Source organism: Acetobacter sp. DmW_125128, from assembly GCF_008704325.1.
Lineage (GTDB): Bacteria > Pseudomonadota > Alphaproteobacteria > Acetobacterales > Acetobacteraceae > Acetobacter > Acetobacter oryzifermentans.
This window is the reverse complement of sequence record NZ_VHOP01000003.1, coordinates 67,603-82,375: the sequence shown is the minus strand read 5'-3', so window position 1 is coordinate 82,375 and position 14,773 is coordinate 67,603. Positions and strand designations below refer to the sequence as shown.

General features: G+C 51.9%; 13 protein-coding genes. All 13 read right to left on the bottom strand.

All coding sequences use genetic code 11. From position 1 onward, the window contains the following. The 13 genes from FKW19_RS01440 to nuoG all read right to left on the bottom strand — a co-directional run bounded on the left by FKW19_RS01440 (position 1) and on the right by nuoG (position 14,769). On the bottom strand, positions 1-723 hold the full coding sequence (locus FKW19_RS01440) for an ABC transporter ATP-binding protein (RefSeq protein WP_089179216.1): 723 nt from the start codon (positions 721-723) through the stop codon (positions 1-3). Further along, positions 716-1,963, bottom strand: coding sequence for a lipoprotein-releasing ABC transporter permease subunit (locus FKW19_RS01435; protein ID WP_089179217.1), 1,248 nt, complete (start codon positions 1,961-1,963; stop codon positions 716-718). Before FKW19_RS01435 ends, FKW19_RS01440 begins: the two co-directional genes overlap by 8 nt. A gap of 5 nt (positions 1,964-1,968) precedes the next feature. Beyond that, the gene (proS, locus tag FKW19_RS01430) at positions 1,969-3,285 is read right to left on the bottom strand and encodes a proline--tRNA ligase (RefSeq protein ID WP_089179218.1); all 1,317 of its coding nucleotides are present in this window, start codon (positions 3,283-3,285) and stop codon (positions 1,969-1,971) included. 145 nt (positions 3,286-3,430) lie between these two features. Next, a complete protein-coding gene (locus FKW19_RS01425; RefSeq protein WP_089179219.1) occupies positions 3,431-5,074 on the bottom strand; it encodes a ribonuclease J in 1,644 nt (547 codons plus the stop codon). Between the two features lie 9 nt (positions 5,075-5,083). Next, positions 5,084-5,893, bottom strand: a complete 810-nt coding sequence (locus tag FKW19_RS01420; protein ID WP_003625287.1) for a type III pantothenate kinase — start codon at positions 5,891-5,893, stop codon at positions 5,084-5,086. 3 nt (positions 5,894-5,896) lie between these two features. Further along, a complete protein-coding gene (locus FKW19_RS01415) occupies positions 5,897-6,640 on the bottom strand; it encodes a biotin--[acetyl-CoA-carboxylase] ligase (protein ID WP_089179220.1) in 744 nt (247 codons plus the stop codon). Further along, positions 6,637-8,079, bottom strand: coding sequence for an NADH-quinone oxidoreductase subunit NuoN (nuoN, locus tag FKW19_RS01410; RefSeq protein WP_050793140.1), 1,443 nt, complete (start codon positions 8,077-8,079; stop codon positions 6,637-6,639). Before nuoN ends, FKW19_RS01415 begins: the two co-directional genes overlap by 4 nt. A gap of 72 nt (positions 8,080-8,151) precedes the next feature. Further along, on the bottom strand, positions 8,152-10,092 hold the full coding sequence (gene nuoL / locus FKW19_RS01405) for an NADH-quinone oxidoreductase subunit L (protein WP_089179221.1): 1,941 nt from the start codon (positions 10,090-10,092) through the stop codon (positions 8,152-8,154). A 6-nt stretch (positions 10,093-10,098) separates the two neighbouring features. Continuing rightward, entirely contained in the window at positions 10,099-10,422 is a 324-nt protein-coding gene (gene nuoK / locus FKW19_RS01400; RefSeq protein ID WP_006116568.1) for an NADH-quinone oxidoreductase subunit NuoK, read from the bottom strand. Next, on the bottom strand, positions 10,419-11,150 hold the full coding sequence (locus FKW19_RS01395) for an NADH-quinone oxidoreductase subunit J (protein WP_089179222.1): 732 nt from the start codon (positions 11,148-11,150) through the stop codon (positions 10,419-10,421). Before FKW19_RS01395 ends, nuoK begins: the two co-directional genes overlap by 4 nt. 18 nt (positions 11,151-11,168) lie before the next feature. Further along, entirely contained in the window at positions 11,169-11,657 is a 489-nt protein-coding gene (gene nuoI, locus FKW19_RS01390; protein WP_006116566.1) for an NADH-quinone oxidoreductase subunit NuoI, read from the bottom strand. Then, positions 11,657-12,685 carry an NADH-quinone oxidoreductase subunit NuoH gene (gene nuoH / locus FKW19_RS01385; protein WP_006116565.1) on the bottom strand — a complete coding sequence of 343 codons (1,029 nt, stop codon included), beginning with the start codon at positions 12,683-12,685 and terminating at the stop codon, positions 11,657-11,659. The genes nuoI and nuoH overlap by 1 nt, the downstream gene beginning before the upstream one ends. Before the next feature lie 5 nt (positions 12,686-12,690). Next, positions 12,691-14,769, bottom strand: coding sequence for an NADH-quinone oxidoreductase subunit NuoG (gene nuoG / locus FKW19_RS01380; protein WP_089179223.1), 2,079 nt, complete (start codon positions 14,767-14,769; stop codon positions 12,691-12,693). Positions 14,770-14,773: the final 4 nt, after the last annotated feature.

Genomic DNA, 14,773 nt, shown 5'->3' with positions numbered 1-14,773 from the left:
TCAGCCCGCAGAGGCAGGCAATGGATCGCCGTTAAAATCGGCAGGGATCAGCCTGCCTTCCTGCATGGTTACAACCCTATCCATACGCGGGAGCAATTCACGATTATGGGTTGCCACCAAAACCGCTAGGCCCTTCTGGCGCACAACATCAAGCAACTGAGAAAATACGCTGTCTGCCGTATGCACATCCAGATTGCCGGTGGGTTCATCCGCCAACAAAAGTGCGGGGTCATTTGCCAAAGCGCGTGCAATAGCAACGCGCTGCTGTTCACCCCCAGAAAGTTTGCCCGGTAGATGATTTACACGATGCGCCAAGCCAAACATGCTTAAAAGCTCTTCCGCTTTACGGCGTGCCTGTGCCTTGCTTACACCAGCAATCATCTGCGGCAGAACCACATTTTCCTTAGCAGTAAACTCACCCAGAAGATGATGGAACTGATAGACAAAACCAATCCGGTCTCGGCGCATAGCCGTGCGTCCGGCATCTGCCATGCCGGTGGTAATCTGACCCGCAATAACAATTTCGCCAGCATCTGGCGTATCTAACAAACCAGCTAGATGCAACAGAGTGGATTTACCCGTGCCTGATGGCGCAACCAGTCCAACAATTTCACCGGCATGCAAAGAAAAATTGATATCCTGCAAAACTGGCAGAATACCCTCATCACCACTTTGATAAGCTTTGCGAACGTGTTGCAGGTTTAAAACTGGCTGATTATTCATGCCGCAAAGCCTCCACCGGGTCTGTTTTGGCTGCGCGCCAAGAAGGATAAAGCGTTGCCAGCAGGGAAAGCCCCAGCGCCATAACAATAACTTCTACCACCTGCCCCCACACCAGCTTTGCTGGCAGGTGCTCGAGATAATAAACTTCTGGGTTGAACAAGTTCGTGCCGGTGAGTTTTTGCAGAAGCTGGCGGATACGTTCAATATTCATGCAGAACACAACGCCAAGTGCGGTGCCTGCCACAGTACCCGTTACCCCCACAAAAGCGCCGCACATTAAAAAAATGCGCATAATGGCGCCACGGCTGGCCCCTATGGTACGCAGCACGGCAATATCGGCTGTTTTATCCTTCACCATCATGATGAGGGAGGAAATAACATTAAAGGCCGCCACAAGGATAATAAGTGTGAGGATGAGGAACATCACATTCTGTTCCACCTGCACGGCCCCAAACAGAGCATTGTTGGCGTTCGTCCAATCCAGCACGCGCAAGCCTGTATCTCCCACCGCATTTTCAATAGCAAGTGTAACAGGGCGAACATGCTCTGCATCCTTGGTCATGACCTGAATTTGCGTAGCCTTGTTAGGCATCTGAAAGTAAATTTGCGCCGCATGCATGGGCAGAAACACAACGCTGGAGTTATAGTCGTTCACCCCGGCATCAAAAATTGCCACCACGCGGTACCTGCGCACTCTCGGCACCGTGCCAAATGCTGTGGCAGCGCCATCTGGTGAAACAAGGGTAAGGCCTGAGCCAATGCCCAGCCCTGCCCGTTCCGCCATTGTAACGCCCACCACGATGGAATCATCCGGGCCAAAATCGTCCAGAGAACCCGCAATAATGGAAGAACTCACGGCTTTGAGATCTCGCAATCCCTGAGGTGTCAGACCATGCACCATGCCGCCAGAATTATAGGCACCGGCACTCAGCAGTACCTGCCCTTCCACCAAAGGTATGGCGCTTACCACACCCGGAACAGACCGAACCTTATGCGTGACATCTTCATACTGGGAGATTGTGCGGCCCTGCCCATAAATGGTCAGATCCCCATTCAGGCCCAGAATACGCCCCATAAGGTCGGCCTGAAAACCGTTCATTACGGCCATAACAATAATCAGCGTTGCCACACCAAGGGCAATGCCAACCAACGAGAAAATGGCAATAACTGATACAAACCGTTCCCCTCGCCGCGCACGGAGGTAACGGCCTGCCACCGCCCGCTCAAAGGGTCCGAACATGCTGATCAGCCTGCCAGAACCAGAGCCAGCGCGTCATCCACGCTCACTTCATGGCGTTCACCAGTAGCACGGCGCTTGAGTTCTACTTTGCCTTCCTTAGCGCCACGCGGGCCAACAACAATCTGCCACGGATGGCCCATAAGGTCTGCATCTGCAAACTTTACCCCAGCACGTTCTGCACGATCATCATACAGAAAGGCTTCTTCATTCGTGCTGTAGATGCGCTCACAAATGGCATCACACAGTTCGTCACCGTTTTTCAGGTTCAGAATAACGGCACGGAAAGGAGCAACTGCATCCGGCCAGATAATGCCGTTATCATCATGGCAGGCTTCAATAATGGCACCGGCAAGGCGGGAAACCCCAATGCCGTAAGACCCCATTTCTGGGTAAAGCTGGTTTCCATCTGGGCCACTCACGCTTACGTCCATAGAGCGCGTGTATTTATCGCCAAAATAGAAGATATGCCCAACTTCTACGCCGCGGCCTTCGCGCTGGCGTTCTGCTGGCACAGCCTGCCATCCGGCCTCATCGTGCATTTCATCCGTTGCCGCGTAAGGCGTTGTCACACGGTTGAAAAAGGCTTCCAGCGCGATGGGGCTGTGGGTATCCACTGGCTCATCAAGCCAATCCTGCTCTTCCAGCGCGGCATCGTAAAACACACCACTTTCCCCCGTGGGGGCCAGAATAAGGAACTCATGGCTCAGTTCCCCACCAATCGGCCCGGTATCGGCCCGCATTGGCACAGCCCGCACCCCCAAACGCTGGAACGTGCGCAAGTAAGCCAGCAACATACGGCGGTAGGTTGCAACGGCAGATTCGTAGTCCAGATCAAAGCTGTACGCATCTTTCATCAGAAACTCACGGCCACGCATCACCCCAAAGCGGGGGCGCATTTCATCACGAAATTTCCACTGGATATGATACAGAACCTGCGGCAGATCCTTATAGGACTTTACAGTCTGGCCAAACAGATCCGTAATCATTTCCTCATTGGTCGGCCCGTAAAGCAGTTCACGCTTGTGGCGATCCTGAATACGCAGCATTTCCGGGCCATAGGCATCATACCGGCCAGAACGTTTCCACAAATCGGCTGATTGTAAGGTTGGCATCAGCACTTCCTGCGCTCCTACCCGATCCTGCTCTTCCCGCACGATCTGGCTGATATTGCGCAACACTTTCAGCCCTGCTGGCAGCCACGCATAAATGCCAGATGCCGTCTGGCGGATAAGCCCTGCCCGCAGCATAAGCCGGTGCGAGACAATCTGGGCTTCTGCCGGATTTTCTTTAAGAGTGGGAAGAAAGCTGCGCGAAAGACGCATGGTGCATTCAGCCTTGTAAAAAAAGCGACTTTTCCTGAACGAAAGCCGCTTTGGTGTAACCAATTCATATCTGCTGTAAAACAGTGAGGGGATAAAGAAAAGCCTGATACTCCGGCATTTTCTCTACCCCACCTTCTGCCGGGTATCAGACACGCAGCACGTGTACATCCACCAGCGGACGTTTTTGCAACTTGCGCCCCAATGCGCGCCGCAGGGCCGTTTTAGCGGCCTCACGGAAGGAAACATCATCCCCGCGCAGTTCATCCGGAATAATATCCAGCGCGTTGGCGAACTCTTCACGCACACGCACGCTTTCCAGATCATCTGGATCAAGCAGGCCCGGTGCGCTCACCTTGGGCTCACCAATCACAAAGCCTTCTTCATCCACTGCAAAGCTGCCGATGACCATGCCGTTGAACAGCATCTTGCGGCGGGCAGCCAGCACCCCTCCGTTCATGGGTAGCAGACGGTTACCATCCAGCGCCAAACGGCCTGTAGGAGCTGTATCCACCACTTCCAGCTTACCCGGAGAAAGCCGCAGAATATCACCATCTTCCAGCAGAACAGGAGCAATACCCATTTCCTGCGCCAATGCAGCCTGCGCTGTCAGATGGCGCCATTCACCATGAACTGGCACAACATGTTGCGGCTTGAGCAGTTCGTACATTTTTTGCACATCGCCGCCCGTTGCATGGCCAGATACGTGCACAAAATGCTCACGGTCTGTAATCACCCGCACGCCACGGCGTGAAAGGTTATCCTGTACCGCCATAATCGCACGCTCGTTACCCGGAATCATACGGCTGGAATAAATAACCGTATCCCCTTCGCCCAAAGCAATATTGGGGTGGGTATCCATGGCAATACGAGAAAGAGCAGAACGTGGCTCACCTTGGCTACCTGTAATGATCAGCAGAATCTGATCATCTGGCACATCATTCACATCCTGTTCTGTCAGGAACGGCAGAACGCCAGACAGATAGCCGCAATCCCGCGCAGCTGTATCCAGATTGCGCAGGGAACGCCCAACCAAAACCACTGTACGCCCAGCAGCCTGCGCCGCCATGGCAATGGTTTCAACACGCGCCACATTAGAAGCAAAGCACGTAACGGCAATACGCCCTTTAAGGCTTGCCACCAGTTCCGTCATGCTCTGGCGTACTTCGGATTCTGAGCGGGAAGGCCCCGACTTCATTACATTGGTGCTATCACACACCAGCGCCAGAACACCTTCACGGCCAATTTCTGCCAGCCTATCCAGATCAGTTGCGGGGCCTACCAGCGGGTCAGGATCAAACTTCCAGTCCCCTGTATGCACCACAATACCGGAGGGCGTACGCAGCACCATGGACTGCGCCTCTGGCACAGAATGCGTTACCGGCACAAATTCAATATCAAACGGCCCCACATCAAACCGCGCACCGGGCTGGATAACATGAATGGGCACATCCATAATGCGGGCTTCGGCCAGCTTGCGGCGCAGAACAGCAGCAGCAAACGGTGTAAGATACACTGGGCACTGCAACATGGGCCACACATGCGCCACAGCGCCAATATGGTCTTCATGCGCATGGGTAATCACCAAGCCAGCCAGCTTATCCTTACGCTCTACAATAAAGCTTGGATCTGGCACCAGAATTTCGGCTTCTGGCGTATCGTTGCCACTAAAACCAATACCGCAATCTATCGCCAGCCACGCGTCTCCCAACCGATAAAGGTTGAGGTTCATGCCAATCTCACCCGTTCCGCCCAAAGGCAGAAAGGCCAGATCGCCGTTCTGTTCTGTCATTTCCGTGTTTTACCCTTCTGCAACATAATCTCGGTCCACTGTCAGTTTTGGCAAGGGGTTTCGCCCCGCCAGCAAACGCAACCCATTTAGGGTGAGCATTGAATCTACATGTTCAAAAACAGACGTACCTTCTGAGAAGAGTGGAGCCAGACCACCGGTTGCCAGCACCTTCATGGGGCCAACCTCCTTTCTGATCCTCTCAACAATCCCCTCAATCAAACCAACATAACCCCAAAACACGCCAGACCGCATGGCGGTAACCGTGTTGCGCCCAATGGCAGAATCCCCTACTGGCCGCCCTATTCCTATGCGGGGCAACCGCGCTGCTGCCTGATGTAACGCTTCAACCGACAAATTGATGCCAGGAGCAATAACACCGCCGCAGTAGCTTCCATCCTTATCCACAACGTCAAACGTTGTGGCCGTTCCAAAATCTATAACCGTAAGTGGTCCACCATACATATGGTGTGCAGCCAGACCATTCAACAGCCGATCCACCCCAACCTCATCCGGGTTATCCACCTTTATGGCAAACCCCCAATCCAGCCGGGCAGATGCAAGAAGCGGCTCAACAGCAAACCACTGCCGACATAATGTACGCAAATGATACAACGCAGCGGGCACAACGGTGCCAATAACGGCACCATCAATATCATCCGCTACAATGCCTTGGGTACGCAACAGCGCATTCAGCCAAACCGCATATTCATCCGATGTACGTTGGGCCTGCATGGTAATGCGCCACACACCACGCCATCTTTCACCATCATGCACCGCAAACACGACATTGGTGTTACCTGCATCAATAACAAGCAGCACCTTTTATACCCCTTCTTCCAGCAGGATATCTCCTGTCGTGATCGTTTTCATACCGGCTTCCGTGTCCAGCAATAGGCGGCCGTCCTCAGCCAAACCTGCAAATTTTCCCTGTTCATAAGTAGTTCGGCTGCTAACGACAAGAGGCGTCCCTACAGGATGTGCGCGATCAAGCCATGCCTGCCGCAATGCGCCAAAGCCATTTTGCCGCCAAATAGCGCACCAATTCGCCAAGCTAGAAAGGATACACTGGGCAACATCTTTTGCCGGTGGCACTGCGCCATACTGGCCAAGGCAAGCTGTAAAACGGCCCGTTTGCTGTTGAGATGGCGCCTGCGTGAGATTTGCCCCAAAACCTATAACAAGGCGCGCGCTTTCCCGCTCTATCAGGATACCGCCTGCTTTCTGGCCATCCAACAACAGATCATTCGGCCATTTTATCATGAGATGCCCTGCCACAGCAGGCACGGCGTGCAGCAACCCATCATAAAACGCCAAAGAGGCGGCAAACGGCCACCCCCCTAGCATATCCTGCCCTGCCTGTTGCGCATCCAGCAAAACGGATAAAGCAAGACTTTGCCCAGCATCTACCCATTGGCGACCGCGGCTGCCTCGGCCTTGGGTTTGCCTATAGGCTAAAACCGCAAGGCCAGAATCTGCCCCTTGCCGCGCCTGTTCCAGACAGAAATCAGAGGTGGAGCCCAGTTCTGCAAAGCATTCAAGCCGCCACGGGCTAGGCTGATCTTTCATCCGCCCAAAGCAAGTGCGGCCTGATGCGCCCATGCCATCAGAGGGCCCATACCCGCAACAAACAAGGCTGTTGCCAAACCCATGCTGCCAGAAACAAACAACAGGCTGGGGGCAGGACGATCCAGCTCTTCTGCTGGGCTATCAAAATACATCACCTTCACAATCCGTAGATAATAATACGCACCAACTATGCTGGAGAGTGCGCCAATTACAACCAGTACGTAAAGGCCAGACTGCCAAGCCGCAGCAAAAACCAGAAATTTACCAAAAAAACCAGCCAAAGGGGGCGCGCCAACCATGCTGAACATAAACAGTGCCAGAACAGCAGCCATTGCCGGATCTGTGCGCCCAAGGCCTGCCAGATCGGAAATGCTGACAACCTCACGCCCTTTCCGGCGCATTGCCGTAATGCAGGCAAACACACCTGCATTCATAACAAAATAAGCAGCCAGATAAATAAGCGTGGCCTGTATGCCTGCAAGAGATGCAGCCGCTAGCCCCATCATGGCGTATCCCATATGACCAATAGAGGAATATGCCATCAGGCGCTTGATATTACCTTGAGGAATAGCGGCAAAAGCCCCGTACACCATGGACAGCACAGAAACGGTTTCTATCAACATCTGCCAACGCGGAGCGACCGTACCAAAAGGCCCGGCCATAACGCGCAAGAACAATGCAAAAGCCGCAAACTTTGGAGCGCCTGCCATATAGGCTGTTACCGGAGTGGGTGCACCCTGATAGACATCTGGCGTCCACATATGAAACGGCACGGCAGACAGCTTGAAGCACAGCCCCGTAACAATAAAGACAATACCAACAATCAGCCCCATTGGCAGAGCGCCGGAAGCCCGAATGGCCGCCACCAACCCTGTATATTCCATAGTGCCTGCGTAACCATATACAAGCGAAATGCCATAGAGCAGCAAACCAGAAGCCAAAGACCCAAGCACAAAGTATTTCAGCCCCGCCTCTGATGAAAGCACGCTATCCCGTTCCATCGCGCACAAAATGTAAATGGACAGAGATGAGAGTTCCAACCCTACAAACAGTGTCATCAAATTGGCGGAAGATGCCATGATCATCGCGCCCAATGTTGAAAACAGCATCAGCACAGGGGTTTCAAACGGTAGGGTAATTTTATCCCGCGTGCGGTAACTGAATGTCAGCACCACAGCAGTCAGCGCGCCAGCAAGTATCAGCATCTTCATGAAACGGGCAAAGCCATCATTCACAAAGGTACCTGCATACCCTTCCCCTGTGGGTGAAAGCAGCACCAGAAATCCGCATACAGCAAACGCTGCAATGCTCAACATGGCGGAAGAGAAAAACCCCTCCCCTTTCCGCTGCAACACACCGGCTACCAGAATGACAATACCAGACAGCGCAAGCACAATTTCTGGCACGGCTATTGTCCAGTTAAAGCTGGTCATACTCATTGCACGACACCCCATAGCTGGGAGGAGAAAGAAAAGGGAAAAACCGTTTCACGCATCATGTTCGCGTCTCCCTCAGCCACATAGCGCCACGGTGAGCAGCACAACCAAGCCGGCCAGCACCGTAAACGCGTAAATGGCAATAGATCCGGTTTGCAGCTTTACAGCTTGGGCTGCGCTTGTACGAGCAGCCTGCACCACATCATGCGGCGCAGCTTCCACCACGCCTTCTTCCCCATCTTTCCAGAGGACACGTGCGATTGCTGCATAAGGGCGCACAAAAATGGCATCATACAATTCATCAAAATACCATTTGTTCAGCAAAAACCGGTAAAGTGGCCCACAAGCCCGCGCCATATGAGTTGGCAAAGCAGGATTGAGCACATAACACAGCACAGCTAACGCAATACCAGCCAAACCTGCCAAAGAGGGCAGAATAGCAATAAGACCCGGTACGCGCTCCAGATTTTCCATAATTGTGTTGTCTGGCGCGTTGAAAATAGCCCCTTCCCAGAAGCTGAACTGATGCGCTCCAATGTAAAAGGGGGCCAACAGAATACCCGCCACAACAGCACCAAAAGCTAACAGCACCAAAGGTACGCTCATAACCGCTGGGCTTTCATGCGCCGCATCCCGCGCATGGGCATCTGCCGCCTGACCATGAAACACCAGAAAAATAAGCCGCCAGCTATAAAACGCTGTAAGAAACGCGGTGATTGTTCCTAAGCTCCACGCATACATGCTGGCAGAGGAACCAGTGGCCCACAGCGCATTTAGAATGGCATCCTTGGACCAATAGCCAGCAAATGGAAACACACCAGCAAGTGCTAGGCTGCCTATCCACATCACAGTGTAGGTGAGTGGCAGCTTTTTCCATAAGCCGCCCATTTTAAACATGTTCTGTTCATCATGCATGGCATGGATAACGGAACCGGCCCCCAGAAATAGAAGCGCTTTAAAAAAGGCATGTGTTGTCAGATGAAAAACCGAAGCCTGATACGCACCCACACCTACAGCGGCAAACATATATCCAAGCTGCGAACAGGTGGAATACGCAATGGTGCGTTTGATATCAGGCTGCACCATACCCACCGTTGCGGCAAAAAAGCAGGTGGTTGCGCCAATAAGAATAATAAATGTGCGTGTTGCAGGTGCAAACTCCAACAGCGGAGACATACGCGCCATAAGAAACACACCGGCCGTAACCATTGTAGCTGCATGGATGAGAGCCGATACAGGCGTTGGCCCTTCCATCGCATCTGGCAACCATGTGTGTAGGAACAGCTGAGCCGATTTACCCATAGCCCCCACAAACAGTAACAGGCAGATAACCTCCAACATACGGAAGGAAATACCAAACAGCATGTATGGTGTGTTTAAAAGCTGCGGAACCTGCGCAAAAATGGCATCATACTGCACGGTGTGGAACAGCACATAAATCAGCCCAATACCGACAAGGAAAAACAGATCCGCCACGCGGTTAACAACAAACGCCTTGATAGCTGCGGCTGTTGCAGATGGGCGATCATACCAGTACCCAATCAACAGATAACTGGCGAGCCCGACCCCTTCCCATCCGAAAAAAAGCTGGATCAGATCATTGGAAGAAACCAGCATAAGCATGGCAAAGGTAAAAAGGGAAAGATAAGAAAAAAACCTATATGTGGGCATGCTTTCATGGCTCATGTAGCCAAGGCTATAACAATGCACCAGCAAGGAAACCGCAAGCACCATCGCCACCATGGTGACAGATAGTGCATCAAACCTGAGCGTCCATGTTGCATCAAACCCACCGGCATGAACCCATTGCGCCAGATGCAGTGTGGAATGGCCAAAACCAGCCAGCCAACCACCCCATAAAGCCCCGATGGCGCAAAGTGTTGCAATGCCCATACATACAAGGGTTACGCCTTTGGCCAGCGTATCGCCTATAAAGCGGCCACCAAGCCCGGCCACAGTAGCCCCCACAAGGGGTGTAAGAACAGCGGCGGAAAAGAGGTTAAGATCGGGCTGCATAGCCAATCATCCCTTCATCATCGTCACGTCTTCGACCTGGATAGACCCACGGTTACGGAAATACACCGTGACAATGGCCAGACCGATGGCAGCTTCTGCTGCGGCAATTGTAAGCACAAACAGAACCATAACCTGCCCGGACAAATCTCCATGTGCGGAGGAAAACGCAACAAGATTGAGATTGGCCGAAAGCAGGATGAGTTCCATGGACATCAGCAGGATGATGACATTCTTGCGGTTTAGAAAAATACCAAACACACCCAACACCAACAGTGCCGCGCTAACAAAAAGATAAGGCCCAATACCTATGGGAGCGATTGCGGATGTCATGGCCTGTTCTCCTCTGTTTCCGCCACAGCCTGATTTCCGGAATTATAAGAACCGGGAACCGCTGTTTCGTAATAGGAGCCTTTGGGCCGCAGGAAACCACCGCTTTCAAACACGTTTTCGCCAAGTGGCAGTTGTACAAGCTCCAGCGTTTCTTCAACTGTGCGTGCGTGTTGCTTATCTATATTCTGGCGACGGCCTGTGGCACGTTCACGCAGCGTAAGAACAATAGCGCCTATCATGGCAACAAGCAGCACAAGCCCACATGCTTGAAATAGAAAAACATAGTGTGTGTAAATCACAGTTCCCAAAGCTTCCGTATTGGTAAGCTGAGGGGCTGGATTAAGGGGAGCCACAATATTAGCTGGCGCCATCTTCCAGTTGCTGAAAGCCATAAGCAGTTCAGCAAACAAAACACCCCCTACGCACACGCCTAAAGGGGCATGTTTTTGAAAACCTTCGCGCAGACTGCTGAAATCTATATCCAGCATCATCACAACAAACAGGAACAGAACAGCCACTGCTCCCACATAAACAATAACCAGCAGCATGGCCAAAAACTCGGCCCCTGCCACCAGGAACAAACCCGCTGCATTAAAAAATGCAAGGATAAGAAAAAGCACGGAATGCACCGGGTTACGTGCGCTAATGACCATTACAGCCGAAAACAGCAGCACCGTTGCAAAAACGTAGAAAACAAGCTGTGCCATCATTGGCCAACCTCCTGCCATGTCATGGCCTGCATCTGCTTAGCGATACGGGGCATCTAATTCCAGACGCCGCGCAAGCAGCGCTTCCCACCTGTCTCCATTCGCTAAAAGCTTGTTTTTGTCGTACATCAGCTCTTCGCGCGTTTCGGTGGCAAATTCGTAGTTCGGGCCTTCAACAATGGCATCTACCGGGCAGGCTTCTTCGCACAGGCCGCAATAGATGCACTTTGTCATGTCAATGTCGTAGCGTGTAGTGCGACGAGATCCATCATCACGCTCTTCCGCCTCAATGGTAATAGCCTCTGCCGGGCATGTCGCTTCACAAAGTTTACAGGCAATGCAGCGTTCTTCCCCATTAGGATAACGGCGCAATGCATGCTCTCCCCTAAATCTGGGTGACAGTGGCCCTTTTTCATAAGGATAGTTTAATGTCACCTTTGGGCGGAACATCATACGGAAAGTGGATGACATGCCCCCCACCAGCTCCTTCAGTAGAAAAGAGCGCAGCGTGTTACCTAAAGCACCCATCAGTTCACACCTCCCATATGAGGCAGCAGACCTGTTGCCATAAGAAAACCTGCCGTTCCAATCATCCACAGAAGAGAAAGTGGCAGGAATACTTTCCAGCCTAGCCGCATAAGCTGATCGTACCGATACCGTGGGAACGTGGCACGCACCCAGATAAAGACGAACAGACAGAAAAGAATTTTAAAAATCAGCCATAAAGGCCCCGGCACCCATGTAAGGGGCGCAATACCCAATGGTGGCAGCCAACCCCCTAAAAACAGAATACTGACCATAGAGGACATAAGGATCATATTTGCGTATTCACCCAGAAAGAACAGACCAAACGCGAGGGATGAATATTCAACAAAAAACCCTGCCACCAACTCGCTTTCCCCTTCGGGAAGATCAAACGGTGCGCGGTTTGTTTCTGCCAATGCCGATATAAAAAAGACAATAAACATTGGAAACATTGGCAAGCAGAACCAGACATGCCGTTGCGCCAGAACAATATCGTTCAGGTTTAGGCTACCCACTGCCAGCAATACGGAAACAATTACCAAGCCAATTGAAACTTCGTATGAAACCATTTGCGCGGCAGAACGTAATCCACCAAGAAAAGCGTATTTGGAATTAGACGCCCAGCCAGCAATAAGAATGCCGTAAACACCCAATGAGGAAATAGCCAGAAGGTAGAGAATACCCACATTGATATTGGCAACCGCTAAACCATTACCTGTGGGAATAACAGCCCATGCCACCATGGCCAAAGAAAAGGTAAGAAACGGTGCGAACAGGAACAAAGCGCGGTTTGCACCTGCAGGAATAATCGTTTCCTTTACAATCATCTTGATGGCATCAGCAAAAGCCTGAAGCAGGCCAAACGGACCATTTACATTCGGCCCGCGGCGGCGCTGCATGGCGGCCATTACCTTGCGTTCCATGAGCGTAAGATACGCAACAGCAATCAATAGCGGCACCAGAACAGCCAGTGTTTCCAGCAACATCAGAATAATCTGGCCAGCAAGGGTGTGATAAAAAAACTGTCCCATTGGCCTTACTCCGCTGCTATCGCGCGAGGCACGCTATAAACTTTTGAACATTCCGCCATAGTCGGGCTGGCACGGCTGATGGCGTTGGTCTGATAATAATCTGGGATCACAGACCTGAAAGGCGCGGACATAAAGCTTCTGTCCTCATCCTTATTCTGTTGTGCGGCTATTGGCTGAGGTGCAGGCAGTTTTGTGATATGCCCAACATGTGCAAACACAGGGTTTACGTCTGCCATGCGTGCACGCAGTTCTTCCACCGTATTATATGGCAAAGTATGCCCGCACACTTCTGAAAAAGCTCTGATAATACGCCAATCTTCTCGCGCATCTCCCGGAGCGAACACAGCCCGAAAAGCACGTTGCACACGCCCCGCAGTATTAACGTATGTGCCAGATTTTTCCGTATAAGCTGCCCCAGGTAGAATAATATCCGCCCGTTTAGCAGCTGCATCACCATGATGCCCTTGATACACAACAAACGTTTCTGGCGAGATACGATCTACAGGAATCTCGTCCGCCCCCATCAGCCACAGAACTTCTACTCCACCCCGCAACATGCTGGCGGTGGCACATCCATGAGGGCCGGGCACAAACCCGATATCCAATGCTCCCACGCGGGATGCTACGGTGTGCAGAACGTTAAAACCATTCCATCCATCTGCAACAACACCAGTTTTTTCTGCCAATTGTTTACAAGCAGCATAAATAGCCGGTGCATCCTGACGGGTTAAAGCACCGTGCCCAAGAATGATCATGGGGCGGGATGCTTTTTGCAAAACTTCTGCAAAAGCCAGCTCTCCTGCCACCAGCTTATCCAGAACATCTGGGCCATCAGCCAGAATATCAACCTGATAGGTGGGATCAGAAACAAACTGACCTATACTGGCGATAGGAAAGCCACCTCGCCCTGCATCCAAATACCGCTTACGAATACGAGCATTTAAAACAGGAGCTTCTCGCCGTGGTTCCACTCCCACCAACAGCAAGGCATCTGCCTCATCTATTCCGGCAATATCGCTGTTGAACAGGTAATTTGCGCGCGCGCTCAAATCATACCATGCACCATCCTGCCGACAGTCCAAGTTTGATGAACCAATATTATTCAAAAAATCCTTAAGGGCACAAAGGCTTTCCACATCGCACAGGTCACCCGCAATGGCACCGATTTTTTCACCCGGCACGCCCTCCAGCCTGCGAGCTAGAGAAACAAATGCCTCCTGCCATGTGGCGGGATGTAACTTGCCATGCACACGCACCCAAGGCTGATCCAGCCGCCGACGCTTGAGACCATCAATTGAAAAACGTCCTTTATCAGAAAGCCATTCTTCGTTTACTTCATCATTTACGCGCGGCACAATGCGCATGACTTCACCGCCTCGGGCCTGAATTTGGATATTCGTGCCCAGTGCATCCATAACATCAATGCTGTCTGTTTTTTTGTATTCCCACGAACGCGCATGAAAAGCCGATGGCTTGGCTGTAAGAGCCCCTACCGGGCAAACATCTATTAAATTCCCAGAAAGTTCAGATGTCAGCGCTTTTTGCACATATGTGGTGATTTCAGCGTTTTCACCGCGTGAGACCATACCCAGTTCAGGCGTGCCTGCTACTTCTGTACTAAAGCGGACACAACGCGTGCACTGGATGCAGCGCGTCATAACCGTTTTAACCAATGGCCCAAGGTCTTTATCTGTTACGGCCCGCTTATCTTCCTGATAGCGCGAAATACCAGATCCGTAACCATAAGCCTGATCTTGTAGATCACATTCTCCGCCCTGATCGCAAATAGGGCAATCCAGCGGATGGTTAATTAGCAGAAATTCCATAACAGCGCGGCGTGCGCGGCGCACAACCTCTGTATCTGTAAAAATCTGCATTCCTTCAGAAATAGGAAAACCGCAAGATGCAACAGGTTTAGGCGCACGCGCCACTTCTACCAGACACATCCGGCAGTTACCGGCAACAGAGAGCCGTTCATGATAACAAAAACGCGGTATTTCTTTTCCGGCTGCCTCGCAGGCCTGCAAAACGCTAAAACCTGCGGGCACATCTACCGGTGTACCGTCAACAATGACCTTCACCATTATC

Bases quoted from the DNA above. Each gene is read 5' to 3' on its own strand.
- FKW19_RS01425 (WP_089179219.1), bottom strand. From the start codon at position 5,074: ATGACAGAACAGAACGGCGATCTGGCCTTTCTGCCTTTGGGCGGAACG.
- nuoI (WP_006116566.1), bottom strand. From the start codon at position 11,657: ATGGGTGCTTTAGGTAACACGCTGCGCTCTTTTCTACTGAAGGAGCTG.
- nuoN (WP_050793140.1), bottom strand. From the start codon at position 8,079: ATGAGTATGACCAGCTTTAACTGGACAATAGCCGTGCCAGAAATTGTG.
- proS (WP_089179218.1), bottom strand. From the start codon at position 3,285: ATGCGTCTTTCGCGCAGCTTTCTTCCCACTCTTAAAGAAAATCCGGCA.
- nuoK (WP_006116568.1), bottom strand. From the start codon at position 10,422: ATGACATCCGCAATCGCTCCCATAGGTATTGGGCCTTATCTTTTTGTT.
- nuoL (WP_089179221.1), bottom strand. From the start codon at position 10,092: ATGCAGCCCGATCTTAACCTCTTTTCCGCCGCTGTTCTTACACCCCTT.
- FKW19_RS01395 (WP_089179222.1), bottom strand. From the start codon at position 11,150: ATGGCAGGAGGTTGGCCAATGATGGCACAGCTTGTTTTCTACGTTTTT.
- nuoG (WP_089179223.1), bottom strand. From the start codon at position 14,769: ATGGTGAAGGTCATTGTTGACGGTACACCGGTAGATGTGCCCGCAGGT.
- FKW19_RS01440 (WP_089179216.1), bottom strand. From the start codon at position 723: ATGAATAATCAGCCAGTTTTAAACCTGCAACACGTTCGCAAAGCTTAT.
- FKW19_RS01415 (WP_089179220.1), bottom strand. From the start codon at position 6,640: ATGAAAGATCAGCCTAGCCCGTGGCGGCTTGAATGCTTTGCAGAACTG.
- FKW19_RS01435 (WP_089179217.1), bottom strand. From the start codon at position 1,963: ATGTTCGGACCCTTTGAGCGGGCGGTGGCAGGCCGTTACCTCCGTGCG.
- nuoH (WP_006116565.1), bottom strand. From the start codon at position 12,685: ATGGGACAGTTTTTTTATCACACCCTTGCTGGCCAGATTATTCTGATG.